The sequence below is a fragment of the uncultured Mucilaginibacter sp. genome (genome assembly GCF_903913935.1).
Lineage (GTDB): Bacteria > Bacteroidota > Bacteroidia > Sphingobacteriales > Sphingobacteriaceae > Mucilaginibacter.
On the sequence record NZ_CAIWNH010000411.1, the window covers coordinates 1 to 25559 of the forward strand.

Here is a 25559-nt window from a genome sequence, read left to right on the forward strand (position 1 = left end):
AATCATTAATGATTATTTTTAATTCCTTAAGGTCCATCAGGTAACCCGTGGCGTGGGTAACCTCGCCTTTAACGGTTACAAAAAGGTTATAATTATGGCCATGCCAGTTAGGGTTGGCACATTTGCCAAATACCTCCGCATTTTTTTCTTCGCTCCATTCCTCGCGGTACATGCGGTGTGCAGCATTAAAATGTTCCTTGCGTGTAATAAATATCATCATAATAAATAATGGTGCAAATATACAAAACAAAAACAGGGCTTAAGTTTTATCTTAGCGTCATAAAAATAGCATTATGCGGATATTGGTTGTTGTGGCGACAGAGTTGGAAGTCGGGTCATTAATTTCGGATTTCGGATTTTCCATTTCGGAATTGGCCGAAAATTCGGATTTAAGATTATTTAAAATTAAATCCGAAATCGAACATCCGACATCCGAAATATTAATAACCGGCGTGGGCATGGTAGCAACCGCATTCGCGCTCGGCAGGCACCTGGCCGCCAACAAATGCGACCTGGTACTAAATTTAGGTATTGCAGGCAGTTTTGACAGAAATATTGCCATCGGCGAGCTGGTAGAGATCAGCCAGGATACCCTTGCTGAATTAGGCGCCGAAGATGATGGTGAGTTTTTGCCGATTGAGAAAATGGGTTTCGGCGAAGCGACTTTTTATCCTACAACTCAACTTACCGACCTTTATAACCTGTTCAATAATTTTAACCTGAAAAACGTGAGTGCAATTACGGTAAATACGGTGCATGGCAATGAGGCCTCTATCAAAAAAGTGAGCGAAAGGCTGAATCCGCAACTGGAAAGCATGGAAGGCGCTGCTTTTTTTTACGCCTGCAAGCAAATGGACGTACCTTGTATCCAGATCAGGGCTGTGTCAAATTATGTGGAAAAGCGTAACCGGGACAACTGGAACATGGGGCTCGCCATTAAAAATCTGAATACCTTTGCCATTGAATTTTTAAAAATGTATGCCTGATTTAAGGTGAATGGTTGATTAAGTTGATTGGGTGAGTAGTAGCTGCTGTTAACCCGTTTCAACTCAATCAACTTAATCCAACATAATCAACTCAATCAACCAACCATGAAACTAACCCTGGGTTTTTCGCCCTGCCCCAATGATACTTTTATTTTTGATGCACTGATCCATCATAAAATTGATACCGAAGGACTCGATTTTGAGGTGTTTTATGATGACGTGGAAACGCTGAACCAAAAAGCCCTGCGCAGCGAACTGGATATCACCAAGCTCAGTTACCATGCCTTTGCCTTTGTTGCCGATAAATATGTTTTACTCGATTCAGGCAGCGCCTTAGGGTTTGGCGTTGGTCCGCTATTGATTTCGGATATCGAAATTTCGATTTCGGATTTACAAAACGCCCAAATCGTAAATCGTAAATCTGAAATCGTAAATCCGCTCATTGGTATTCCCGGCAAATACACTACCGCCAATTTTTTACTGGGTTTGGCTTTCCCGAACGCCACCAACAAGGTTGAACTGGTTTTTTCGGATATTGAAGATGCGGTGCTGGAGGGTAGGGTTGATATCGGCCTCATCATCCACGAAAACCGTTTTACCTACCAGGACAAAGGTTTAAAAAAGATCATCGACCTGGGCGATTACTGGGAAAAACAAACCGGCTGCGCTATCCCCCTCGGCGGAATAGTAGCCAATCGCAATTTGCCCGCGGAAATCCAGCATAAAATTAACCGCGTTTTACGACGTTCGGTGGAATTTGCTTTTGAAAACCCCAAATCGGGTCTTGAATTTATCCGTTCTCACGCCCAGGAAATGAGCGAGGAGGTAATGTATAAGCATATCGGCCTTTACGTCAATAAATACTCTGTCGATCTGGGCGAAGAAGGCAAAAAAGCCATCAAGCTGCTTTTTGATACTGCCATGGAGAAAGAAATTATACCAGAATTTGAGCGGGATATATTTATCACAGATTTAAACTGATTATTACGATTTCGCTGATTAATTTCGCGGCGTTTTTATATATTTATGTAAATCAGTATAATTATTAAATTAATCAGTGAAATCACGATTAAAAAATCAGTGAAACCATATTAATCAGTTTAAATCTGTGATCAACCCATTTACTACCATAGAAGAATTTGCAGAAGGGCGTTTGCTGCTGATCAACAAACCCTATAACTGGACCAGCTTCGACGCAGTCGGAAAATTGCGCAATTCTTTTAAACCTTTAAAGCTTAAAGTGGGCCATGCCGGCACGCTTGATCCGCTGGCTTCAGGCCTGCTCATCATTTGCACCGGTAAAATGACCAAGCAGATAGATACTTTCCAGTCGCAGGAAAAAGAATATACCGGGACGATGGTTTTGGGCGAGACAACGCCATCCTTTGATATGGAAACCGACGCCGATGCGCATTTCGATATCAGTACCATTACCGAAGAGCAAATCAGGGCAGCCTGCGCGCAGTTTATTGGCGATATCCAGCAATATCCCCCCGCACATTCGGCAGTAAAAATTGATGGCGAACGGCTCTACGAAAAAGCCAGGCGGGGCGAAGTTGTGGAGCTCCGGATCCGCAATGTTACCATTACCGAATTTGAGATCACCGGCATTGCTTTGCCCGAAGTTAATTTCCGAGTAGTATGCAGTAAAGGCACTTATATCCGTTCATTGGTAAATGATTTTGGCAAAGCGTTAAATAATGGCGCGTATTTATCCAAACTCAAACGCACCCGGAGCGGCGAATACCGGATTGAAGACGCTTTTGAGATTATGGAGCTGGTTGAAATGATCAGGGATTTGAAAATGAATTTACCGGCTTTTGAATAAAATATAACATGAAGATCTATCATCATATTGATGAATTCGTTCCTTTAAAAAACGCGGTGGTTACTATCGGCACCTTTGACGGGGTACACCTGGGGCACCGTAAAATTATCGCCGGCATAAAAGAGCTGGCCGAAAGCGCAGGCGGCGAAACCGTATTGCTTACTTTTTTCCCTCACCCGCGGATGATCTTACACCCGGAGGACGAAAGCCTAAAGCTGATCAATACCATGGCCGAAAAGGCCGAACTGCTGGAAGCGTTGGGCATTGATCACCTGATCATCACCCCCTTTTCAAGAGATTTTTCAAACCAAACGGCTGAAGAATATATCCGCGAAGTGCTGGTAAAAAAGATCGGCACAAAAAAAATCGTTATCGGGTACGATCATCGTTTCGGCAAAGACCGCCAGGGAGGCCTCGCGGAGTTGCTTCAATTGGGGCCGGTTTACGGCTTTGATGTGGTTGAAATACCTGAGCAGGATATCAATGAAGTGGCAGTAAGCTCAACCCGTGTGCGTGAGGCATTAATCAAAGGAGATATAGCGTTAGCCAATACTTTTTTAGGCTATCCTTTTTATATCACCGGGACCGTAGTACGCGGCGACCAGTTGGGCAGGCAAATTGGCTACCCAACGGCCAATATTGTAATTTCAGAAACATATAAGCTCATCCCTTCTCATGGTATTTTTGCTGCCAGGGTAAAAATAGACGGGAAAGTGTACGATGGCATGGCCTATATCGGCTCGCGCCCGACCATCAATGGCCTAACCCGAAACATTGAAGTGAATATTTTTGATTTCGATCAGGATATTTATAACCGGCGCATCCAGATGCAATTCCTGAATTTTGTGCGTGATGATATGAAATTTGATTCGCTGGAGGAATTGAAAGTGCAGATTGCAAAGGATAAGACTGAGGTGAAAAGATTGTTAACCGTAGAGGATAACCATTAAATACGTCAAATTATGGCTAAGAAAGCCTTTCTCATTGTTGTTATTCTTTCAATAATGTATTCTTGTAAACAGCCTGAGCTCAAACCCACCAATAAAGACAAATTTGTAGTGGGAACGTGGACCCTTTGCCAAATAATTGAATATTCTGAAGGTAAAGCGGTCTCAGGCTTAAGTTTTAATGTGTGTCCCGAGGTTAATTTTTTTAAGAATCATTCAGGGTTTATAAAAAGGTCCGATCCGAAGCAGCTCCAATTTAGCTGGAGTTTGAGAGACACCATTTTAACATTGAAACATGCACTAAAAGAGAATAATAATGATGTTATAGATGATGGCACTTATGTGATATCCCACCCTACCAATAAAAAATTTGAAGAATTAGATTTGCTGGATAGCAAAAAACATACTAAATATATCTTAGGTAGGTAATATGTAAAAGCTTACTATCCCTTAAAAAACACCAGATAAACCTGCTTAACCACATGATAAGCCGCGAAGGAGAAAAACAATAGGGCTATGCCTGTATTGATCATCCGTGTGCTTAACGCGAATTTGCTTTGAATAAATTGGGCAAACCGGGCATATAAATACAGGCACAAAAATGCGCCGGCTGCCGATCCGACGCTGAAAACCACCAGGGCCAGTTTGCCGTCAAGTATCCATTGATGGGTGATCATATATGTTCCTGTAATCATCCAGAAAGGTACCTGCATCGGGTTTAAAAAGCCTAACAGGATGCCATACTTAATACTTTCATGTTCCGAATAATTTGATTGCGGCGGTTTTTTACGGTGGATCCAGGTGATGGTGCCTAAAGTGCCGAATAAAACGACCATCACCCAGTCGATCACCGTGTCCAGCTTTACCTGTGCCGACAACCATTTGGCGGCGTGCATAATAAAGTAGGTGAAAAAGAATTCAACACTCGAAAAGGCGATGATAAACCGCATGGCCTGTTTAAAGCCGCGGTTAATAGTGATCTGCACCAGGGTGAGGTTAATGTTCCCGGGCGGTATGTAACCGATAAAATTAGCGATCAGGCCTAAAAACAGTGTCAAAAAAATCATCGCCGCAAAGTAACAGGTTTTATTTGAAATGCAATTTCCCGGGATTTGTTTCCCGATTTAAAAACGCAAAGGTAATTTAACAATAATTACCTTTGCGCTGTGAATGATCTGTATCCAAAAATAGTTACCCTATTACCCGCAGCAACCGAAATTGTTTGTGCTTTAGGGCTTGAAGCAAACCTGGTTGGCCGCTCTCACGAGTGTGATTTCCCGGAATCTGTAAAACAATTGCCGGTATGCTCAGACGCCAATTTTCCGGATACCTTAAGCAGCGGTGAGATTGACATTAAAGTGAAAGAAATATTAGCCGACGCCTTGTCAGTTTATACCGTTAACCGCGAACAAATCAAACAATTGGCGCCCGATGTGGTCATCACCCAGGCCCAGTGCGAAGTTTGTGCTCTATCCCTAAAAGAAGTTGAAGAAGCGCTGGATGATTATCTTGATAAACCGGTCAGCATTGTCTCCCTGCAACCCAATTCATTGGATGATATTTTTAACGATATCGGCACCATCGCCAACGCTTTAAATGTAACCGGTGCTGGCGTTGTTTTATTAGTGGATTTGAATGAGCGGGTTGATATTATCCGCCACAAACTAAAATACAGTGACAACAAGCCCACTGTTGCCTGTGTGGAGTGGCTGGAACCCTTAATGATCTCCGGCAATTGGGTGCCCGAACTGGTAAGTATTGCCGGTGGAACGCCCATATTGGCCGAAGCTGGTAAACATTCGCCCTATGTAAATTGGAACGACATCAGCGTGCAGGACCCGGATATCCTCATCATTATGCCTTGCGGTTTCCCGATAGAACGCACGTTAAAAGAAATTCACTTGCTGTTACAACTACCTGGTTTTGGTGAATTGAAAGCCGTAAAAAACAACCGGGTTTATATTGCCGATGGCAATCAATATTTCAACCGCCCAGGCCCGCGTATCGTAGATTCAATCGAAATACTGGCGGAAATCATCCACCCCAAACAATTCATTTTTGGATATGAAGGGAATGGGTGGATAAAGTTTGCGGTGTAAAAAAGGCTTTTAATAGTAAAGTGATTTTTGTAAATTTGTTTGTAAAGATATTGCGTTATGGAAAGGATTGTATTAGAAGTGGATGATACCGTAGGGAAAATATATAAAAGCTTCAGCCCTGCAAGCAAGTTGCGGTTTAACCAAACTATTAGCCTTATGTTGAAAAAAGCGGTTAATGATGCCACATTTGCTGAATATAAAAAATTATTGGATGATGTTGGTAATGAAGCTTTGAAAAACGGCCTAACACCTGAAATATTAGAAGCACTTTTGGCGTCTGATGATTAAGATATTTGTTTTTGATACGAATAGTCTGATAAGTGCTAATCTTTCACCTGATTCTGTTAACCGAAAGGCATACGAAAGAGCTCAGGAAATTGGAATTACCGTTCATTCGGAGTCGACCTTTTTGGAGTTTTCCGAGGTTTTGACCCGTCCCAAATTTGACAAGTACATATCCAATCAAAAAAGACAACAAGAAATTTCCGCTTTTGAGAGAAAAAGCCAGTTGATAAAAATCTCAAGCAAAATTTCTATTTGCCGCGACCCAAAAGATAACAAATTCCTGGAATTAGCGATTGACTCTGGCGCCGCATGTATTATAACAGGAGATAAAGATTTACTTGTCCTAAACCCGTTTGAAGGTATTCCAATTTTGACCGCCGCTGATTTCTTAAAAGCATTTTAATTTTCCATCACCCTAAACTCCGTCCTTCTATTCAATTGATGCTCGGCTTCCGTACATTTTACATTGTCGCCGCAGTTGTTTACCAGATGTGTTTTGCCATAATACTTTATGACGAGCCGGTCGCGGGAAATACCAGCCTCTACCAAATAAGCAACAACAGACGCGGCCCTCCGTTCAGACAAAGCCATGTTATATTGATCCGATGCCCTTGAATCGGTGTAAGATGATAGTTCAATTTTCATTGCCGGATATTGCTTTAACAATATCGCCAGTTTATCCAGTTCGGTAGCAGCATCCGGGCGGATCTCCGCTTTATCCAAATCATAATAAATAGGGTTAATGACGATGTTGGGATTCGGCATTGGTGTTTTTGCAATGGTCGTTCCGGGCGTTTTTATTTTAACAATTTGTTTTGAGGGGATCGATTCTATTCGCTTAAAGGTGTAAATGTCATCGCTGCCCTGGCCGCCTTCCCGGTTGGATGCAAGGTAGCCGCTTTTGCCGTCATTGGTCACCAGGTAAAAATCATCACTGGTGCTGTTAATGGGATATTTCAGATTGACGGGTGTACTCCATTGATCTTTTTGGCCTTTGGCGCAATAGATATCATATCCGCCCATCCCTGGCAAACCTTTGGATGCGTAATATAAATTATCGTCACCGCCAATTACCGGGAAGGCATCTTCTTCTGAAGTGTTAATGGTTTTTCCGCAATTTACCGGGCTACCCCAGCTGCCATCGGCGTGCTTTTCGCAGTACCAGATGTCTGTTTTACCAAATCCGCCGGGCATATCCGAAGTAAAATAAATAATCTTCCCGTCTTTTGACAATGCCGCTTCTCCGATAGAGTATTTTTCGACATTGTCATACGGGAAATTGCCCGTAACCACCCATTGGCCTTTATTTTTATGCGCCATTAGCAAATGCAAACGCCGGGTATACAAATTATTCCCCGGTGTTGAATCCGAATCCGCAGGAAGTGCTATAGCTGATCTCGCCGTTGTAACAGTGATGTAAGCTGTATCGGCTGTTTTGTTCAACGCTATAGGGCCGAAATGATAATAGTCGTTATAGCTTTGGCCCAGGGAGTTCACCACATCGAATTGCCTTATTGAGGTGCCGCTGGTATCACACTCATACAATTTAAACCAGTTATTGCCGGTGCGGTAATCCAAATCATTTTCATCTGCTATCCGGTCCGACGTAAAAATCAAACCCGTTTTGCCATTATAAGTTAATCCCCAATCAGAAAATGAAGAATTTAAAACAGTATAATTTTTAACTTTATAAACCGATGGCGACTTCATCCACAACGCCGCCGAATCGCAAAGCGCCAGCTTCTGGGCAACGCCTGCAGTTTCATTGCCGAAATAAAGCCTGAACTGTTGTTTGGCCAGATCAAATTTTTCATCGCGCAACAAAATTTCGGCATAATAGTAATGGCTTGCCTTACTGGCCTTAGGGTCAGCCGTTGCTTTGGCATACCAGGTTTCGGCATCTTCGTAGTGGTTAATATTGCGATAACAGTCGGCAATTCGCTCTAAAATCCGTACGTCGGTTTTCTTCTTAACCAGTTTCAGGTAGAGACTCAGGCTTTTAAAATATTCATAACGAACATAATAATTATCAGCTTGTTGCTTTAGCGACAATTGCTCCTGCGCACCGGCGTATTTAGCCAGTATCAGCATACACAAACCGATGATTATTAATCTCTTCATCTGCTTAAAAATAGCGCGGGCTTACAGTCCGCTGTTTTCTTCTGCCAAAAGTTAAACTCAACGAGATCTCATGCGAGCCGCTCTGGTAGCTGGCCAGTTTGCTCAGGGTAAAGTCGTATGAATAACCTATCCTGAAATGGTCGTTTAAATAAAACTGTGCCATGGCCGATAAGGCGTCTGTTTCGTTAAGGCTGTTTTGCAAATTTGCACTGTTAAAGCTAACAAAGCCGGTTTGATAAGAGGTGCCAAGCCAAACTATTTTATTGAACACCAGGAAAGCCGTCAGATCAAGGTTTGTCGGACCTTTGAAGTCCTCTTTGATCATGAAAGACGGTTTCAGATCCATAAAGTCAGATAAAGGGACCATCGCACCGGCAGTAAGGTAAACCGTTTTTACCTCGTTAACAATTGGCGCATTATTGGTGATGTTGACGAGCGGTTTAGCAAGCAAATTAAAAACGGATGCACCCAGGTAAAAATTTGGCGTGTAATAATAAACCCCGAAACGAAAATCCGGGTTTATCTTACTCACCGTGCCGGCCGGAATGCTACCATCGCCTGCATCTGTTGCATTAAATTCAGAGCCGTTCAGGCTGTAATGCTTAACCCCAAAGCCAATGCCGAAACTAATGCGCTTCGTATCCTCCTCATCCAGGCGCAGCTGGTAAGCATAGTTGGCATAAACAGACGACATGCTTTCGGGCCCTAAGCGGTCAACTGTTCCGATCAGCCCAAGGCCAACATTACTGTTCCAACTATTGGCAATTCCGTCAACGGAGGCGGTCTCAGTTTGCGGCGAGCCATTAATGCCTACCCACTGCAGGCGGCTGCTTAAATTAACGGTCCAATCGTCCTTATAACCTGCATAAGCTGGGTTTACCGCAAGGCCGTTAAATACATACTGGCTAAACTGTATCGTTTGCTGGGCCAATGATTTCAACGTTAACAAAATCATTCCGGTTAGCAATATGTAGTGCTTTCTTTGCATTATTGCTTACTTCGTTTTAAAAATACCCAGCCTTTAAATGCGGTTAAACCGCCATTTCGGTCGCGGCGGTTTAAGAGATAGTAATAGGTGCCATCTGCCAGGCCGCTGCCATCCCAGTTGTTTAAATAATTGTCGGCGCGGTAAACTTCATTGCCCCAACGGTTAAAAATAATCAGCTGCGAACCCGGGAAACTTTCCAGCCCGGCAATTTTAAACACGTCGTTCTTGCCATCGCCATTTGGGGTAAAAATATTGGGGATGGTAATTCCGGCGGCTATTACAGTAACAGCAATGGTATCAGCACAAGCATTTTCATTCGTTAAAATAAAATGATAGATTCCCAAATTGTCAAACCCGGTTACTGCTGTTGATGCGCTTGAAGGGTTGACAATAATTGTGGCCGATGGATTATTATTTGCCTGCACCCAGGTGCCTCCCTCAGTGCCAGAAAGGGTAGCCGTGTCATATTGAACAATCGTTTGATCGGCGCCTGCAGACGGGGCGGCCTTATAAGCTGTGTTTATTGCTTTGATATTATTACAACCCTGGCCGGATGGTAATGCATTACATTCATCAGCCGGATCTGTCGGCGGCGCGGCATCCGGGTTGGTTGCATCGGGGTCGGTGACGTCAGGCGGTCGTATCATACTTGCCGATACAGGCAGGCTGCCACTTGCAGTTTGGGCTATTGTGCCGGTTATAATAAACGTTCTGACCGAACCGCTCGCCATGTCCATATCCGTATTGTAAGCACTTGATGAAGTAGTTTCGTTGGATGTTGACGACGCCCCGGATGTTGGTGAACTGCTGGCAGAAACCACGGTGATTTCTGCCGGGAAATTAAACTGAAATTTAGCCCCTGTAACATCACTCGGTCCATTGTTTTTTACCCTGATGGTATATTGTACTGGTTGCCCCGCACAGCCAGCTATGGCACTGATACTATCAATGGCAAGGTCAGCCTCTTGCAGTTGAAACGTAACAGAACGTTGAATGGGCGCTGTCGAGATATACGACCAGGTATCAATTCCCTTGTTGTTCCCGAAATCGTATTGGTTAACTGAATCTGTAGTCGGTATACCCCATTTGTGGCCGTTTACCAAACTGCTAATGCCTGTTAAGTTTTTTATAGGGATAGGCGGTGTTCCCAAAGCGAGGATCGGCGAATCGTTCCAGTAAACGGTATCATCAGGGGCATAATTGCCGTTGATCCGTGTCAGAATGATGCCGTTAACATTTCGTTCCACATCAAAAAACGGAAAATGGACTTCCCCGGCCTTGTTTGTCACCATGATATTGGCCTTGTAAATTGCCTGTGGGTCGGCCGGTACTTTATTGCCCTGTCCGTCCAGGCCATCCCAAAATATAGTGTTGGTACCCGGGTTAACGGTCCCGGTGAGGTTCCGGTCTATGGCATCAGTAAATACCCCGTTTTTATTTACATCAATTGCTATCAAATAAGTGCCCGCCGCACTTGCAGTAAACGTAAAATTAGCCCCAAGCGGGTTAGTTCCCGACTTGCCGCTTGTGCCCTCAATACCCGTAAATGCAGTATTGGTTATAGATGGTACAACCGGCGGGCTTAACAACCAGGTGGTAATACCACCGGGTGTTTTGGCAGCTACAGGCATATCGGATGCAGGCGTATTGAAAAATATTTTTTGAGTGATATCCGTTTGCGAATCAGCAGCACGTGGATCCTGTACATTTGGGTTGCTGTCATCATCAATGCTCAGGTATGATGCGCTGCCGGGAGCATTTCTGAAACCTTTATTATTTGCAAAAAAGGTAAAGCCATTACCGGCCTGGCCATTGTTGTTGATGGTATACTGGTAGCCGTCGCTGGTAAGGATATTAAAGATCCCGTTAAACCCGACGTTGAAAGTGCCCAATATCCCCGAAAATACATTGGTAAATACCCGGCCCTTTAAAAACTTTGAATTGTTTGCATCGCGAACAGATACGTCAAACGCGGCGATGTACTGCCCTTGAGGCTGTGTCCAGGGCGCTGATGCAAGTGCCGGCGTCGGGTTGCCATAATCCACGCCATTGCTGGGCGAAATAAAATCAATTTCCCAGATCCCTTCCTGCCCCGCCTGTACCTTTATGGTGAAGGGGGTATAGCCTCCCGCATTGGGCATCGGGCCTGCAAGTTCCTGGCTGCGATTGCCAATAAGGCCAATGGTAGCTGAGTGGCCGCTGGTATAGGTGGATCCATCCGGCGCACGTAATTTAACGGTGCCTGAATCAATGCCCTGGGCGCTTGAGCCCACATTGATAGTTTCCCCGGCTTTAACGTAAACTTTCATTGTGCCTAAAGTAGGAAAGGGGTAGGACGGATTGCCCGTAGGGCTTGAGAAAAGAAAAGCCCTGTATCCCCCGCTTGCCGATATATCTTTGCTTCCTTCCGCAAATAATTGACCGGCTAAAGGCAAATAAAAAAACAAAACAAAGCAAACCAGCCTGTAAACCTTTCTCAGAAGTAGTTTCGGAAAATGAAAGTAAGGCGTGTTAAAACAACAGGAAAGTACACGTTTTGGCATGCAGTACGGTTTACTGCCTGAAATTAAACAATTAGCCGTTATAAACGCAAATGATAACCTTAAAATACACGAAATCGGATTCGACGTTACCGCTTCTTAATTCCCTGTATCCTTATCCTCGGTCTCTTTTAATTCATCTTCCTGTTTAGCCTTGCCCAAATGAATATTTGGTTTTGCCTGCGTGCCGGTGATGGTCATCGGGATGCCAAATATCCCCAACGGCGGTAAGCCCAGCCTGAAATGCAGGTTAAGTGCATTATCGAAGCTTACCTGTCCGTCAAACTTTAACCGAAAGCCGGCCATTTTTATCTTGGTTTGTTTAATCGTAATGATATTGTTGGCAATGGTGGTTTCAATATTCACTTTTGATACATCGCCGGTATCCAACCCGTTATGATCGGTTTTACTGCCCACTGCCGAGAATAATTTAAAGCCATGCAATTTGATCTTTTTAACAGAAAGTACACCACCACCCTGTAACGAAGGATAAACCGGGTACATATTGTCGTTCAGTCTGCCGCTTAATTTATAATCCAGTGATACCTGGCCCGAAGCGCTTTTTGCAGAGGTTGCCATTTCGCGGAACAGTTTGATCTGGTCATATGCCTTCTTGATATCAAAATCCTTTGCAGTCAGGTGGTAATCAAAGGTGGCTTTTTTAGGATTGATGCTGGTATAGGTAGCATCCATGGTAACCGGTGCGCCAATTAAATTAAATCCCGCCTGTTTTAAAACAATACTGCCATTGTTAACGGCCATTTGCCCTTTAACATCGTTTAGCTCCAGCCCGTTGTATTTTACTTTTTTTACATCGGCACTAAAATTCAGGTTCAAATTACCCGGTACCATAATAACACCCGAAGGAGCGTTTTTTGGTTTGCCGCTTACATTTGGCGAAGGGCTTGAAAATGCCATAAAATCATCTGCAGTAATGCTGCTGCTTGAAAAGTTAAAGTTCCCTCTTAAGGTATCTGTTGAGTTACTTGCATAGCCGAGGACGTTGGTAAGTGCGCCGTTCAAAATAATAATCGACTTGCCATAAGTAGCTGTAAAGGCATCAAAATTCATTTTATCCTGGTTAAAGCTAAAATTGCCGTCTTTAATGATGAACGGTTTGGGGAACAGGTCAGATGAAAGCGCGATATCTTTCACCTGCATTGACCCGCTGTTATTCAGCTTGGCATAATTACCTGCCATTGCATCGCTTTGTTTGCCTTTAAGCGATAAGTTGGTGGTTATAACGCCTTTTACATTATAATCTTTAACCGCAAAAACCTGGTAAATTTTACCAATATCCAAAGTGCCGTGCGATTTGATATTATATTCCAGGTTGTTGAAGTTTTTCAGATCGGCAGTAACGGAAAAGGGTTTATTCTCAAAAACCAACGAAACCGGCTTTAAAACAACTCTCAGGCCCTGCATAGAGGCCGTGCTGTTGGTGATGTTGGCATTTACCTCGATATTCTGTACAGGATGAGGGTAATATTTGGTTTGTACCGACCCGTTCTGCAGGATAATATTTGCCTTTGTTTGCGGGAAAATACGCTTAGCCGGGATGTATTTGCCACTGGTTTGTAAGCTGGCTAGCAGGTTACCTGATAGCACGAGGCCGTCAACAGGATACACCTTTTTAATGTCGGCCATATTAAATTTTGCATTTAAGGCGGCGTCCATCGGGAACCCAGGGGCCATGCTCATTTTAAAATAACCCTTTAAGTAATTTTGCAGCACATTGGCATTCAGGTTTTCTATTTCAAAAGTGGCATGCCGGTAATCATTGTCCTTGCAGGCGGCATTCATATTAAAGCTGATGTTTTTAACCGCCTCTGGCACTGCAGCGTATTTTATATAGCCGTTACTGAAGGATGATTTGATGCTGAATTGTGGGATACTGGTAATAACAGTATCCACTTTGTGGATCCCGCTACGTTTGATGCCGGTAGTGTATTTGCCATTCGCCAGCATATGCAGCGAATAGCGGCCCTTTAAATCGAAAGGCTTTACCCCAAATGCATTGCTCCATTTTTCAAGGTCTATTTCAGTGTTGACCTTAGCGTAGATCTCTGGTTTTTTAACCCCCTTAATCCTTAACACCGATCCGAAATAATCCTTACCCATATTAAAATAAATGGAATCAAGGTTTAACTGCAAACTGTCCGGATCAAGGCCGGGAACCCTTGTTTCAAAATTCAGATACAAGTTGCTGACAGGTACAGGCGACTTTTTATTATTAATGTAGCCATTCCGGATATTCACTTTCATACTCAGGTCGGGTAAGGTACTATCCGCCGCGTTATATCGGCCCGCAAGTTGAAACGCTATGCTTCCTATCCCGCGTACGTCAGTTTGATCGAGCCATCTTAAATATTGGGGTGGAAGTGCCGTTACAATATCATGCAGGTTGCTCTCATGGGAGTTTACCTTAAAATCCATCAAATAGCCACTTTTCAAAAAGGCGAATTTCCCGATAAAATTTACGGGTAGTTTATTGATCACCAGGTCGTTTTTCCTGAATTCAAATGCCAGTGATTTGGTGTTGATACTGGTAACCAGGTCGGCATCTATCTTTTTTGAAAGTACATAAGCTTTGTTATCGTAAATAAAGTCAACCGAGGCCATTTGCGTATGGGTATGCAGGTCGAAAACATCTTTACTCAAATCTCCGCTACCGGTATAGTTAACGCCCCTTGCATTAAACTGCATGGGGATCGACCTATCGTTATAAATAAAACGGCTGTTTTCAATAATGATCTCGTTTATACCCAATGATGCGCTGCTGGTATCTGCGGGCGTTTTAGGCATGGCGCTTTTGGACTTATAAACGTTATAATTTACCCTGCCGGCGGTATCAGCCTGGATATTGATATAGGCGTTGCTCAGGAATATTTTATCGATAGTGATCTTATCTTTAAAAACAGAACTTACATCTATGCCAAAGGAAATGTCTTTTGCCGCGATCAGCGTATCATTTTGAAACGGGGCGCTACCTTTCAGCAAAAAATCATTTAATGTGAGGGTCAGACTGGGGAAATGCTTAAAAAAGGATAACCGCGTACCTGAAAATGCCAGCTGCCCATTGATGCTGCCATTGGCCCATTGTTTAATTTTATTGCTCACCGTTTGCGGGAACAAATAAGGCAATGCAAACAACAGCAATAACAACGTAGCTATCGTAATAGCGGATATTTTCAGCGTTTTAAAAATCGTTTTTTTGATTGAGAAGCTCATAAGCGAAGGCTGACCGGCAAAAATTAATCGTGATAATTATAAATATAAAAGTATTAACGGCTAAAATACAGCAAACTGACGTCAACGGGGAAATGATTTACACTATTTAATGAAAGGTTAATGTAGGCATATTCAGCGTTTAAATTTTTAAATAGATAGTAAAACAGGAGCGCGAACAATTACAAAAATGCCCCTTCAAAATCAATTGAAAGGGCATTTTATTTTTACAAGCTGTGTATTACAGGGATGCAAATTCTGTTGGGTGCATATGAAATGGCCTGTGGGTCTTCACTGTAGTTACTAAGTTTGAAACTTCCAGACCGATAGTATTTAAATCAGAAGTATGTGTATATTGGATGTTCCCGTTTGTAATTTTGCCAGTTATCCGGGCAGTTGTGCAATCATCCAAACTGATGCTTGCTGAAAAAGTATCCATATCCAGTTTTGCGGAAGCGTTGTTGAATAGTCTTACATCCAGGTCAATGGCTGAAAATTTACCGAATGATTTTACTTCAGCATTATCATAAGCGGATAGTTTAGCCAGTTGGTTAGCGGTAACCCAAACCACCAGTTTTTCTGGACCATAAGAGGTGATGCGCAATACGCCGTTCTCGTCCTGTACCAGTGCGTTTTCAGCATAGTAATTGTTGTAAACTTTTACCTGGTTGGTGTCGCCTTCTGATAAATAAACCTGCACGTTACCGTGCACTTCAATTTCGCTGATGTTGCTTACATTTGATAATTGAGTTACTTGTTGTGTCACGGTGGCTGCGTAAGTGGTTTGGCTGATTCCAAATAGTGTTGAAACTGCGATGGCGATGGTTAAAATTAGTGTTTTCATTGTCTTAATATTTTTTTGTGATGTGTGTGTTTGTTATTTTCAATGTCCAAAACAACAACCTTTTTAGCCACCAAAAAAATAGAATAGACTGCGGGTTTATACTAATAGACAAAGCCATTGATATTAACCGATGAAAGGGTAATATGTTGATTTACTGCTATGTTTTTGGTTTAATCGATTGTTTTAGAGGGTTTATCGGGGCTTATAACCTGCCCGTCGGTTACCGGCCTTTATTGGAGTATTTGCCGGGGATCGTCCTCCTCACTGTGGTGAGTTGTTAAAATAGATGTTCAGGCTGGTTGTATTGTAAATGCAACTTTTATCCAATATCTTTAACCAAACCAAATAATTACTTATCATGTCACCACGCAGCCTCTGGGCAATCATTTTAAAAATTTTCGGCATTTACCTGGTAATACAGATCTACTATCCGCTTACGCAATTGATCTCCTTTATCTTTATGGCGTTTAACCGGCAACTGGGCGAAAACTGGCAAACGATCAGCTTCCTGTTTTTTGCAATCAGTATTTATTTGTTTATGATCATCGCATTTCTGTTCAGAACAGATTGGCTGATCAGGATACTTAAATTAGATAACAGTATAAAAGAAGAAAAATTAGAAATCAACTTACACAGGTCGACGGTATTAAAGATTGTTATTATGCTTGCCGGAATTACCATGTTTGCAGATAGCTTGCCCCTGTTTTTGAAAGAACTATATAGTTATTATCAGCAGATCAACGATACCGTGCATTTTAAAAATTACCCGCGCGCCAGTGTTATAATAACCGAACTGATGAAAGTGCTGATTAGCTACTTTATGATGACCAGCAGCCGGCTCATTGTGAATTTTATTGAACGTAAAAGAAAAGAAACGAATAAAGTAGCAAATCCCAGCCTTCCGGATAAATAGCTAAGTTATTTCGCAGTGGTACATCCTGCCGGTAAAAAATTAGCCATGAATTAGTCTGAATATTCAGGATTGAACCTCTTACTTCACCTTCCTGAACTCATACGGGTCACGTTCTACAAAATCCGCCACCTTAACCACCACGCCGGTTACTACGCCGTTTTGCACGTGAAAGGGGAAGACCGATTTGCCTAAAGTAGGATCGCTGAAAGTTACCGCAAAACGGTTGCCGCCCAAAGGTTTTAAAAGCGCGTACATACGTGTATGGTGTTCAAACCGCATTTCCAGGTTATTGCCTTCACCCTGCGTTACATCCATATTTCCATATAATGCATTTATATACTTGCCGGTATAAGCGGTAATGGGTAATGCGGGTGGGCGATTCATGGCAACAGTGTCCCGTACCTTTTTATCAATAGCGTCCATTGTTTCCAGGTTAGTCTTAAAATTGGCCAGGTAGGTATCGCTGTAATTTCTGAACGGCATTTTAAAATAGGCATCCATAATTTCCCATCGCAGGGCTTCAAACAAATCGTTCTGGTCGGTATTGGTTAAAATAATGATTCCTAAATGCTCTTTTGGCACCAACGTAACTGAAGACAGGTAGCCGTTAACCCCGCCATCGTGCATCACCAGGTGATGGCCGGCATAATCCTGTAAAAACCAGCCCAGGCCATAAAGTTCGTAGCCTTCCTCGCCATTGAGATGGCTTACACTGCCTACAATGTCCTGCGGCTCACGCGTGGCGTTAATGGCAGCCAGCGGGATCACCTGCCTTGCCCCAACCTTGCCATCGTTAAGCAGCGCAAGCACCCATTTACTCAAATCATTCGCAGACGAGCTGATAGCGCCGGCAGGCGCCAGGGCATCGATCTGGCAAAAGGGGATGGGCGAGAGGCGCCCGTCGATCAGTGTATGCGGAACCGTGCGGTCAAGCGATTTTGGCATGTCGGCGCTCAGCGCTAAAGTATTGATCATACCCAGCGGGGCAAAAATATTTTCTTTCACAAAATCTTCCCAGGGTTTGCCGGTAACCACCGGAATGATCTGCCCTGCTGTTAAAAAAGCTGCGTTGGTATAACCCCATTTGGTACGAAAAGGATAAGCTGCTTTTTCTTCGCCCAGCTTCTGTATCACCTGCTCTCTGGTAAGATTCGTATTGTAAAAAGTAAAATCGCCCTGGAAGGTTTGGAAACCCAGGCGATGGCACAGCAGGTCTTTAATCGTCGCCATTTGCCCTGCAGGCGCGTCATCCAGCTTAAATTTAGGTAGGTACCTGGTCACTTTATCATCCAGCGAGAGTTTGTTTTGCGATTGTAAAATGGCCAGCGAGGTAGCAGTAAAAGCTTTTGTATTGCTGCCGATCATAAACAAGGTGTTGATATCAACTTTAGCTGCCTGGCCCAATTCTTTAATTCCATAGCCCTTCATCCAAACGATCTTGTTATCCTTTACAATACAAACGGCCGCGCCGGGGATCCGCCAGTTGGTGAGCGCACGGTTGATGTAAAAGTCAAGGCTGTCTTTAATAAACTTACTCCTGTCAATTTTTTGCGCGAAACAAAATGTTGAACAGTTCAGGAAGATAATAAAAGCGAAAAGAAGTTTTTTCATTAAAAGGAGAATAATTTTACCGGAACAAACGCTGCGAATTTATAGGAATTCCATCAATCTGGATTTCTTTTTTTGTTAAGACTAAACCCAGGCATTATCCGGCATTTCAGGTGCAGGTGCCCGATTAGTGAAATTCGGATAAATTCGTGACATTCGTAATTTAGATAACTTTTTAAAGTACTAATTTAACGCAAAATTTAAAGCGTGATTACTTATTGAACAACATTAAACTAAAAATTGATGAATATTAAATTTTACCGCCTGGCAGGAACCGGCCTGTTATTTTTTCTCCTGTTATTTTCAGGATCAGCACTAAAGGCTCAATTCAACAAAACGCATTGGGCTACTGATGGTTACCAGTACTATTTGATGGATGGTGACCAGCTGGTTGAACTGGACACCCGCGACAGCGCAAAGAAAACAGTATTATTAACTAAAGAAATGCTTACCCCGGCCGGGAAGCCCGCGCTGAGGGTTGAAAACTTTTATATCTCGGACGACGGGCAAAAGGTGCTGATCTTTACCAACAGCAAAAGGGTATGGCGTTACAACACCCGCGGCGATTACTGGGTATATGATCTTACTGCCAAAACTTTAAAACAATTGGGCACCGCCAGGCCGGCATCCTCGCTGATGTTTGCTAAACTATCTCCTGATGGCACAAAAGCAGGCTATGTGAGCGAGCATAATGTTTATGTGCAGGACCTGGCAACTGGCAGCGAAAAGCAACTGACGGCCGATGGTACCAAAAAACTTATTAACGGAACCTTTGACTGGGTTTACGAAGAGGAGTTTGATTGCCGGGATGGTTTCCGCTGGTCGCCTGACAGCAGGGCCATCGCCTACTGGCAGATCGACGCCAGTAAGATCAAAAACTATGAGATGCTGAATACGACAGATTCCATTTACCCATACGTAGTGCCGGTTGAATACCCTGTAGCGGGTGAAGACCCGAGCTCATGTAAGATTGGAGTGGTAGATGTGAGCACTGCCAAAACAACGTGGATCGACGTACCCGGCGACCCCATACAGCATTACATCCCGCGTATGGAATGGGCAAAAAACCCGAACCAGCTGATCCTGCAGCAATTAAACCGCGAGCAAAATGATAGTAAACTGATCATCGCCAATGTGTCAAACGGAACAACAGCGGTTATCCACGACGAGCAGGCCAGGGCCTGGATTGATGCCGGAGACGGCCGCGATCCGATAGGCTGGAACTGGCTGAGCAAAGGGAAGAGCTTTTTATGGCTGAGCGAAAAGGACGGCTGGCGCCATATGTATAAAATCGATCTTGAAGGCAAAGAGACACTGATCACCAAAGGTAATTATGACGTGATCGACCTGACCCTGATTGACGATGCAGGTGGCTATATCTATTTTATGGCTTCGCCTGAAAATGCCACCCAGAAATATCTATACCGCGTTAAAATAAAAGGCGGCAATGCTGAGCGGGTTAGCCCGGCGGATGAGCCGGGAACGCATGAATACGAGATCTCGCCAAATGGCAAGATCGCTTTGCACTCCTTCTCGAACATTTATACGCCGCATACCAGCGAGGTGGTGAGCCTGCCCGATAACAAACATATTAGCGGGAAGTTAATCAAACTGAACCAGGCAGCTAAAAACAAGCCGGAGTTTTTTAAGGTAAAAACAGTTGACGGTGTTGAAATGGATGGCTGGATGGTAAAACCAACCAATTTCGATTCTACCAAAAAATATCCCGTGGTGTTTTATGTTTACAGCGAACCGGCCGGTGCAACTGTTACTGACTCATGGGGCAGCGGCCGTAATTTCCTGTATACTGGTAACATGGCCGACGACGGGTATATTTATGTATCATTAGATAACCGAGGAACCCCCGCGCCAAAAGGCGCCGACTGGCGGAAATTTATCTACAAAAACATCGGTTTGGTAAACATTGAGGACCAGGCAATGGGCGCGAAAGAGATCCTGAAATGGCCTTTTGTTGATTCAACCCGCGTAGCGGTTTGGGGCTGGAGCGGCGGCGGATCGTGTACTTTGAACCTGATGTTTCAACATCCGGAAATTTATAAAACAGGTATTGCCATTGCAGCAGTGGGCTGGCAGTTAACCTATGATAATATTTACCAGGAGCGTTATATGGGTGTGCCGATTGACGATGCAAGCCGTGCCGTATTTATTAAGGGTTCGCCAATTACTTATGCAAAAAACCTTAAAGGTAATTTGTTGTACATACATGGTACCGGGGATGACAACGTGCATTATAAAAATGCCGAAATGCTGATCAATGAGCTGGTTAAATATAACCGGCAGTTTGAGTTGATGTCGTTCCCTAACCGCTCACATGGCATATTTGAAGGGCCGGGCACCACTACCTACCTGCGCACCTTATATACCAAATATTTGAGGGAACACTGCCCTTCGGGAGGAAGATAGTAGTTGTATTTTCTTCATATAGAACCGGATGGGGGGACATTAGTTTCCGTCATCCGGTTTTGTTTTATAAAAAAACGCCAACCTTTTTGGGTCGGCGCTCATTCATTATTGCAATTATAAGGTTAAAAGGACTGGTCATCAGGTAATGCGGAATTGGCGCCGAAGCTTTCTCCCGCCCTTGCAGACAGTTTTCCATGGTTGTTTCCGTTTTCAAAATCAGTTTTGCGTCCCAATAGGGTGAAGTTTTCAGCCACCACTTCGGTAGTATATTTTTTTATGCCTTCTTTATCTTCAAACGACCGCGTACGAAGGCGGCCTTCAATATATACCAGCTTTCCTTTTTGAAGAAATTTGGCGGCCACATCGGCAAGGCCACGCCACATGACAATATTGTGCCACTCGGTTTGCTCAACTTTGCGGCCCTCTTTATTAAAAAATTCGGATGTAGCCAGCGGGAAACTTACTACAGAAACGCCGCCATCTAACTGACGCGCTTCAGGATCTTTGCCCAAATGGCCTACTAAAATTACTTTGTTAACACCAGACATATGTTAAAGCAACAAAAATTATTCTATAAATTAAAAATATTTTCTAAAAATATAAAAATAACTTTGGGTAGCGCTAATTTTTTCAAATTATTAATGTCAGTGTTAAACCATTCTTCTTTTAATTGAATAGGTTGTTTTTTTAGTCGGATAAAGCGTATAAAAAGGCGCTGGTGGGTGAGTATATGCTTTCTAACCGGGAATATTTCATCGATCTTGATATCACCTCCAAACAGCGCCGATAGCTGAGGATGGGCTAATAACGCTTCGGGAGGCAGCAGGGTCGCTGTTTCAATTAATGGAAGATCATACATATTGGCCCAGATATCTTTGTCGCCGCGACGGTTCATCACAAGGCTGTTTTCGTCGGCCACTAAAAAGTAGTTAAAGTACCGCTCGCGGATCTTTATTTTATTTAGTTTAACAGGCAGTAAATTAACTGCATTGTTTGCGAGCGCATAACAGCCTTCCCTGACCGGGCAAATGTTGCAGGCTGGATTTTTAGGTTTGCAAAGCATAGCGCCAAACTCCATCATTGCCTGGTTATGCAGGCCCGGGTTTTGTTGGTTAAGCAACTCATTGGCGATTAACTGGAATGTTTTTATCCCTTTGGGGCTGTTGATTGGCTCGCTGACGCCAAAATATCTTGCCAAAACCCGGTAAACGTTGCCGTCGACAACCGCTTTTGGCTCATTTGCGGCAAAGGAAGCGATTGCTGAGGCGGTGTATTCGCCTATTCCTTTTAGTTTTATTAGCTGATTATACGCTTCAGGGAAAATACTGCCGTATGTTTCTTGTACCATCCTTGCGGTTTTCAACATGTTGCGCCCCCGCGAATAATAACCCAGGCCCTGCCATAATTTCAAGATGTCATCTTCACTGGCTGCGGCGAAACTGCTTACATCCGGATACTTTTCAAGGAACCGATAAAAATATGGAAGTCCCTGTTCAACACGCGTTTGCTGCAGGATGATTTCAGACAACCAGATCACATAAGCGTCATGGGTATCGCGCCAGGGGAGCTGGCGTTTATTGTTTTGGTACCATTGCACCAGGTCGTCGCTAAAACTCATTTAGTGCAAATTAACAATGAAAAGACATATTTAACGTTTAATTCTTCGTGTTTATGCCCCTTTTGGCATTGTAATAAAAAAAATATGTTAATTATTTCAATCTTACGGAATAAAGAGATACTTTTGCAACCCCAAATCAGTTAAGTATTTATAAAAAAAATAAAAGAAAATCAGATATGACTAAGGCAGAAATTATAACTGAGATCTCATCCAAAACAGGGATCGAGAAGGTTGATGTTCAGGAAACAGTTGAGGCGTTTTTTAAGGTTGTTAAAAATTCAATGGTTGGCGGCGAAAACGTTTATGTAAGAGGGTTCGGAAGTTTTGTTGTTAAGAAAAGAGCTAAAAAAACTGCGCGTAATATTTCAAAAAATACTGCAATTATTATCCCTGAGCACTTTGTGCCTAGTTTTAAACCTGCTAAAACCTTTGTAGACAAAGTAAGGACAGGTAACAAAGTAAGCAAATAATTTATAGGTGATGTACAAGAAGCAAATAGTTGTAATTGTAATAGTTGTAGCTATTATGGGCTATTTGTACCACTTACCTGTTAAAGGGCTGATTAAGCGGGAACAAGCAGGCGGGCACACTACCGCAGATGCTTCACAAAAGCGGCCGGTTGCTAACCTATCCGTTGAAATGGTTTCGGCTGCATCCAAAGCAATTGTAGGGCAAGCTCTGGCAACACAAATAAGTGCTACCGAAGGCCAGTTGAAAAACGCGGGCGGCGGTTCGCAAAAATTGGCGTTGCAAAAACAGCTTGCCAAACAGTGGGACGATGTAAACCAGGCGGCGCCGGCGGCATTTTATTACCAGGCAATTGCCGTGGAAGAAAATACTTTTGAAAGCTGGTCTAAAGCGGGAAGCCGTTTTAATGATGCTTACAGCGCTATTCAGGACACCGCGCAACAACCCGCATTGATAAATAATGCGATAGAGTGCTATACAAATGCACTTAAATTGCAGCCGGCTAACCTGGATGCAAAAACCGGACTTGGAGTTGCCTACGTGAACGGGTTTAGTTTAGGGATCGGTCAGGATGGCGGAGGCCCTCCAAAAGGGGTAATGCTATTGCTGGAGGTTGTGCAGCAGGACCCGAAAAATATTAATGCAAATTTAAACCTGGGTAAGTTCGCAGTAACATCGCACCAATATGAAAAAGCGGTGGAAAGGTTTAAAACCGTAATTGTCCAAAAGGCTATGCCGGATGCATATTTTTACCTTGCTGAAAGTTATAAACAGCTGGGAATGAAAAAAGAAGCAATTGATGCTTATCAAAAATGCAGAGCCATTGTAACAGATGCGGCCTTTGATAAGCAGATTGATGAATACATTAAGGAATTAAAGAATTAGTAACATTTAAAAAAATAAAATTATGCCGAGCGGTAAAAAACGTAAAAGACACAAAATGGCTACCCACAAACGTAAAAAACGTTTGAGAAAGAACAGACATAAAAAGAAATAAGCTGTTACCCCAGGCTTATATCCCTGTTTTAACACGGGTGATTTTGTTTTTTACCCACTTATTAACACGCGGTTATTATAACTGCTTTAAGAAATGGAGTAGCAGTTGATAAAGGAATTAATTATCGATTCATCCCCAGGCGGGACTACTATTGCATTATTACAGGACAAGCAGCTTGTAGAGCTTCATAAAGAGCAAATCAGCAACAATTATACTGTTGGTGATATTTATCTCGGTCGTATCAAAAAGATAATGCCGGGTTTAAATGCTGCTTTTGTGGATGTAGGCTACGAGAAGGATGCCTTTTTGAACTATCTTGACCTTGGCCCGCAGGTACAAAGCCTGTTGAAGCTAACCAAGCAAGTACGCAGCGGAGGGTATCAGTCAAAGCTATTGGATAATTTTAAGTCCGATCCCGATATTAACAAAGGGGGAAAGATCTCTGAGTTGTTATCCAAAAATCAGCTTATCCCTGTACAAATTGCAAAAGAGCCAATTTCAACCAAAGGTCCTCGTTTAAGTTCGGATATTTCAATAGCCGGGCGTTACGTGGTATTGGTTCCTTTTTCGGAAGTTACTTCAATCTCAAAAAAGATAAAAAGTAATACCGAACGCAACCGCTTGCGCAAGATAGTGGAAAGTATAAAACCCAAACATTTTGGGGTAATTATACGCACCGTATCCGAAGGTAAAGGCGTTGCTGAGCTGCAAAAGGATTTGCTCGACCTGATCGCCAAATGGGAGTCATTCATTACCCGTTTGCCTTCTGTTGAGCCCGCTAAAAAGGTTTTGGGCGAAATTGACCGTACGTCTACTTTATTAAGGGATATCCTGAATCCGGATTTTCAGCATATTTATATCAACGATACCGGCTTATTTGACGAGATCCGGTCGTATGTGCATGAGATCTCGCCCGAGATGGAGAATATCGTAAAACTGCATAAAAACAGTGTGCCGATATTTGAGCATTACGGGGTTGATAAGCAGATCAAATCTGCCTTCGGCAAAACGGTTAACCTTGCCGGTGGCGCCTACCTGGTGATCGAGCATACCGAAGCGTTGCACGTTATCGACGTAAACAGCGGTAACCGTACAGCAAGTAAAGAAAACCAGGAAGAAAACGCTTTCCAGGTAAATAAGGAAGCTGCAAAAGAAATAGCCCGGCAGTTGCGCCTGCGTGATATGGGTGGTATTGTGGTGATCGATTTTATCGACATGCACAAGCCGACTAACCGCAAGGATCTGTTTGATTATTTGCGGGGCGAAATGTCGCACGACAGGGCCAAGCATACTATTTTGCCGCCAAGCAAATTCGGGTTGGTTCAAATTACCCGCCAGCGAGTAAGGCCTGAAATGAATATTGTTACCAGCGAAGTTTGCCCGGCCTGTAACGGTACCGGTACTATCCGCCCGACAATTTTATTGCTGGATGATATTGAAAATAATTTCAACTACATATTGGTTGAGCAAAACGAAAAGAAGATTACCCTTGTAGTTCACCCTTATATTGAGGCCTACATTAAGCAGGGCTTTTTTAACCGCCAATGGAAATGGTATTTTAAATACAGCCAGTGGATAAAGGTTAAAAGCAACCCCGCCTACCAGATCACTGAGTTTCATTTTTTCTCAGCGAAGGACGAAGAAATTAAGTTGTAATTTTCGGAT

Annotated in this window: 23 protein-coding genes; 13 read left to right on the forward strand and 10 right to left on the reverse strand. The window is 43.2% G+C overall.

The genetic code is table 11. The features are described 5' to 3' along the window. Positions 1 to 217: 6-carboxytetrahydropterin synthase (locus tag QZY09_RS16535; RefSeq protein ID WP_295674142.1), on the reverse strand; the 217-nt coding region annotated here is incomplete at its 3' end. A 76-nt stretch (positions 218 to 293) separates the two neighbouring features. Here QZY09_RS16535 and mqnB point away from each other — a divergent pair. The 5 genes from mqnB to QZY09_RS16560 all read left to right on the forward strand — a co-directional run bounded on the left by mqnB (position 294) and on the right by QZY09_RS16560 (position 4190). Then, on the forward strand, positions 294 to 986 hold the full coding sequence (mqnB, locus tag QZY09_RS16540) for a futalosine hydrolase (RefSeq protein ID WP_295674144.1): 693 nt from the start codon (positions 294 to 296) through the stop codon (positions 984 to 986). A 105-nt stretch (positions 987 to 1091) separates the two neighbouring features. Beyond that, positions 1092 to 1967 carry a 1,4-dihydroxy-6-naphthoate synthase gene (locus QZY09_RS16545; protein WP_295674146.1) on the forward strand — a complete coding sequence of 292 codons (876 nt, stop codon included), beginning with the start codon at positions 1092 to 1094 and terminating at the stop codon, positions 1965 to 1967. A 127-nt stretch (positions 1968 to 2094) separates the two neighbouring features. Further along, positions 2095 to 2814: a tRNA pseudouridine(55) synthase TruB gene (gene truB, locus QZY09_RS16550; protein ID WP_295674148.1), complete on the forward strand. Its 720-nt coding sequence runs from the start codon at positions 2095 to 2097 to the stop codon at positions 2812 to 2814. An 8-nt stretch (positions 2815 to 2822) separates the two neighbouring features. Then, positions 2823 to 3764, forward strand: a complete 942-nt coding sequence (locus QZY09_RS16555) for a bifunctional riboflavin kinase/FAD synthetase (protein WP_295674150.1) — start codon at positions 2823 to 2825, stop codon at positions 3762 to 3764. A 12-nt stretch (positions 3765 to 3776) separates the two neighbouring features. Further along, on the forward strand, positions 3777 to 4190 hold the full coding sequence (locus QZY09_RS16560; protein ID WP_295674151.1) for a hypothetical protein: 414 nt from the start codon (positions 3777 to 3779) through the stop codon (positions 4188 to 4190). Positions 4191 to 4204: 14 nt separating this feature from the next. Here the strand turns inward: QZY09_RS16560 and QZY09_RS16565 are convergent, their stop codons facing one another. Then, positions 4205 to 4828, reverse strand: a complete 624-nt coding sequence (locus tag QZY09_RS16565; RefSeq protein ID WP_295674153.1) for a LysE family transporter — start codon at positions 4826 to 4828, stop codon at positions 4205 to 4207. 99 nt (positions 4829 to 4927) lie between these two features. Between QZY09_RS16565 and QZY09_RS16570 the strand changes: the two genes are divergently transcribed. From QZY09_RS16570 to QZY09_RS16580, 3 genes are read left to right on the forward strand one after another with little or no spacing between them, the layout of a single operon-like run. Continuing rightward, a complete protein-coding gene (locus tag QZY09_RS16570; protein ID WP_295674155.1) occupies positions 4928 to 5860 on the forward strand; it encodes a cobalamin-binding protein in 933 nt (310 codons plus the stop codon). 57 nt (positions 5861 to 5917) lie between these two features. Beyond that, positions 5918 to 6148 (forward strand): hypothetical protein, encoded by a 231-nt coding sequence (locus QZY09_RS16575; RefSeq protein ID WP_295674157.1) that lies wholly within the window; start codon positions 5918 to 5920, stop codon positions 6146 to 6148. Next, positions 6141 to 6548: a putative toxin-antitoxin system toxin component, PIN family gene (locus QZY09_RS16580; RefSeq protein WP_295674158.1), complete on the forward strand. Its 408-nt coding sequence runs from the start codon at positions 6141 to 6143 to the stop codon at positions 6546 to 6548. The genes QZY09_RS16575 and QZY09_RS16580 overlap by 8 nt, the downstream gene beginning before the upstream one ends. Here QZY09_RS16580 and QZY09_RS16585 read toward each other — a convergent pair. The 5 genes from QZY09_RS16585 to QZY09_RS16605 all read right to left on the reverse strand — a co-directional run bounded on the left by QZY09_RS16585 (position 6545) and on the right by QZY09_RS16605 (position 15866). Then, positions 6545 to 8266 (reverse strand): OmpA family protein, encoded by a 1722-nt coding sequence (locus QZY09_RS16585; RefSeq protein ID WP_295674159.1) that lies wholly within the window; start codon positions 8264 to 8266, stop codon positions 6545 to 6547. The genes QZY09_RS16580 and QZY09_RS16585 overlap by 4 nt on opposite strands. 4 nt (positions 8267 to 8270) lie before the next feature. Further along, a complete protein-coding gene (locus tag QZY09_RS16590; RefSeq protein WP_295674160.1) occupies positions 8271 to 9254 on the reverse strand; it encodes a type IX secretion system membrane protein PorP/SprF in 984 nt (327 codons plus the stop codon). After that, on the reverse strand, positions 9254 to 11797 hold the full coding sequence (locus QZY09_RS16595; RefSeq protein WP_295674162.1) for a gliding motility-associated C-terminal domain-containing protein: 2544 nt from the start codon (positions 11795 to 11797) through the stop codon (positions 9254 to 9256). The genes QZY09_RS16590 and QZY09_RS16595 overlap by 1 nt, the downstream gene beginning before the upstream one ends. A 96-nt stretch (positions 11798 to 11893) precedes the next feature. Beyond that, positions 11894 to 15025, reverse strand: a complete 3132-nt coding sequence (locus QZY09_RS16600) for an AsmA family protein (RefSeq protein WP_295674164.1) — start codon at positions 15023 to 15025, stop codon at positions 11894 to 11896. A 238-nt stretch (positions 15026 to 15263) separates the two neighbouring features. Beyond that, positions 15264 to 15866, reverse strand: a complete 603-nt coding sequence (locus QZY09_RS16605) for a DUF2807 domain-containing protein (protein WP_295674166.1) — start codon at positions 15864 to 15866, stop codon at positions 15264 to 15266. A gap of 358 nt (positions 15867 to 16224) precedes the next feature. Between QZY09_RS16605 and QZY09_RS16610 the strand changes: the two genes are divergently transcribed. After that, the gene (locus tag QZY09_RS16610; RefSeq protein ID WP_295674167.1) at positions 16225 to 16779 is read left to right on the forward strand and encodes a hypothetical protein; all 555 of its coding nucleotides are present in this window, start codon (positions 16225 to 16227) and stop codon (positions 16777 to 16779) included. 78 nt (positions 16780 to 16857) lie between these two features. Here the strand turns inward: QZY09_RS16610 and QZY09_RS16615 are convergent, their stop codons facing one another. After that, complete coding sequence (locus tag QZY09_RS16615) at positions 16858 to 18390, reverse strand: serine hydrolase (RefSeq protein WP_295674168.1); 1533 nt, start codon at positions 18388 to 18390, stop codon at positions 16858 to 16860. Positions 18391 to 18630: 240 nt separating this feature from the next. Here QZY09_RS16615 and QZY09_RS16620 point away from each other — a divergent pair, with 240 nt between their 5' ends. Beyond that, positions 18631 to 20811: a S9 family peptidase gene (locus tag QZY09_RS16620; RefSeq protein WP_295674169.1), complete on the forward strand. Its 2181-nt coding sequence runs from the start codon at positions 18631 to 18633 to the stop codon at positions 20809 to 20811. Positions 20812 to 20933: 122 nt separating this feature from the next. On the opposite strand, the gene QZY09_RS16625 is transcribed toward QZY09_RS16620, so the two are convergent. After that, a complete protein-coding gene (locus QZY09_RS16625; RefSeq protein WP_295674170.1) occupies positions 20934 to 21359 on the reverse strand; it encodes a single-stranded DNA-binding protein in 426 nt (141 codons plus the stop codon). Between the two features lie 23 nt (positions 21360 to 21382). Next, positions 21383 to 22429: an A/G-specific adenine glycosylase gene (gene mutY, locus QZY09_RS16630; protein WP_295674171.1), complete on the reverse strand. Its 1047-nt coding sequence runs from the start codon at positions 22427 to 22429 to the stop codon at positions 21383 to 21385. A 176-nt stretch (positions 22430 to 22605) separates the two neighbouring features. Here mutY and QZY09_RS16635 point away from each other — a divergent pair, with 176 nt between their 5' ends. From QZY09_RS16635 to QZY09_RS16645, 3 genes are all read left to right on the forward strand, one after another. Further along, on the forward strand, positions 22606 to 22899 hold the full coding sequence (locus QZY09_RS16635) for an HU family DNA-binding protein (RefSeq protein WP_096349489.1): 294 nt from the start codon (positions 22606 to 22608) through the stop codon (positions 22897 to 22899). Positions 22900 to 22909: 10 nt separating this feature from the next. Then, positions 22910 to 23782 (forward strand): tetratricopeptide repeat protein, encoded by an 873-nt coding sequence (locus QZY09_RS16640; protein WP_295674172.1) that lies wholly within the window; start codon positions 22910 to 22912, stop codon positions 23780 to 23782. 217 nt (positions 23783 to 23999) lie between these two features. Beyond that, the gene (locus QZY09_RS16645) at positions 24000 to 25550 is read left to right on the forward strand and encodes an Rne/Rng family ribonuclease (protein ID WP_295674173.1); all 1551 of its coding nucleotides are present in this window, start codon (positions 24000 to 24002) and stop codon (positions 25548 to 25550) included. Positions 25551 to 25559 lie beyond the last annotated feature (9 nt).

What these genes read in the sequence shown, in the direction of transcription:
- QZY09_RS16585 (WP_295674159.1), bottom strand. Translation starts at nt 8,266, where the DNA reads ATGAAGAGATTAATAATCATCGGTTTGTGTATGCTGATACTGGCTAAA.
- QZY09_RS16640 (WP_295674172.1), top strand. Translation starts at nt 22,910, where the DNA reads ATGTACAAGAAGCAAATAGTTGTAATTGTAATAGTTGTAGCTATTATG.
- QZY09_RS16615 (WP_295674168.1), bottom strand. Translation starts at nt 18,390, where the DNA reads ATGAAAAAACTTCTTTTCGCTTTTATTATCTTCCTGAACTGTTCAACA.
- QZY09_RS16560 (WP_295674151.1), top strand. Translation starts at nt 3,777, where the DNA reads ATGGCTAAGAAAGCCTTTCTCATTGTTGTTATTCTTTCAATAATGTAT.
- QZY09_RS16545 (WP_295674146.1), top strand. Translation starts at nt 1,092, where the DNA reads ATGAAACTAACCCTGGGTTTTTCGCCCTGCCCCAATGATACTTTTATT.
- QZY09_RS16625 (WP_295674170.1), bottom strand. Translation starts at nt 21,359, where the DNA reads ATGTCTGGTGTTAACAAAGTAATTTTAGTAGGCCATTTGGGCAAAGAT.
- mutY (WP_295674171.1), bottom strand. Translation starts at nt 22,429, where the DNA reads ATGAGTTTTAGCGACGACCTGGTGCAATGGTACCAAAACAATAAACGC.
- QZY09_RS16605 (WP_295674166.1), bottom strand. Translation starts at nt 15,866, where the DNA reads ATGAAAACACTAATTTTAACCATCGCCATCGCAGTTTCAACACTATTT.
- QZY09_RS16590 (WP_295674160.1), bottom strand. Translation starts at nt 9,254, where the DNA reads ATGCAAAGAAAGCACTACATATTGCTAACCGGAATGATTTTGTTAACG.
- QZY09_RS16555 (WP_295674150.1), top strand. Translation starts at nt 2,823, where the DNA reads ATGAAGATCTATCATCATATTGATGAATTCGTTCCTTTAAAAAACGCG.
- QZY09_RS16610 (WP_295674167.1), top strand. Translation starts at nt 16,225, where the DNA reads ATGTCACCACGCAGCCTCTGGGCAATCATTTTAAAAATTTTCGGCATT.
- QZY09_RS16595 (WP_295674162.1), bottom strand. Translation starts at nt 11,797, where the DNA reads ATGCCAAAACGTGTACTTTCCTGTTGTTTTAACACGCCTTACTTTCAT.
- QZY09_RS16580 (WP_295674158.1), top strand. Translation starts at nt 6,141, where the DNA reads ATGATTAAGATATTTGTTTTTGATACGAATAGTCTGATAAGTGCTAAT.
- QZY09_RS16635 (WP_096349489.1), top strand. Translation starts at nt 22,606, where the DNA reads ATGACTAAGGCAGAAATTATAACTGAGATCTCATCCAAAACAGGGATC.
- QZY09_RS16620 (WP_295674169.1), top strand. Translation starts at nt 18,631, where the DNA reads ATGAATATTAAATTTTACCGCCTGGCAGGAACCGGCCTGTTATTTTTT.
- QZY09_RS16600 (WP_295674164.1), bottom strand. Translation starts at nt 15,025, where the DNA reads ATGAGCTTCTCAATCAAAAAAACGATTTTTAAAACGCTGAAAATATCC.
- QZY09_RS16565 (WP_295674153.1), bottom strand. Translation starts at nt 4,828, where the DNA reads ATGATTTTTTTGACACTGTTTTTAGGCCTGATCGCTAATTTTATCGGT.
- mqnB (WP_295674144.1), top strand. Translation starts at nt 294, where the DNA reads ATGCGGATATTGGTTGTTGTGGCGACAGAGTTGGAAGTCGGGTCATTA.
- QZY09_RS16575 (WP_295674157.1), top strand. Translation starts at nt 5,918, where the DNA reads ATGGAAAGGATTGTATTAGAAGTGGATGATACCGTAGGGAAAATATAT.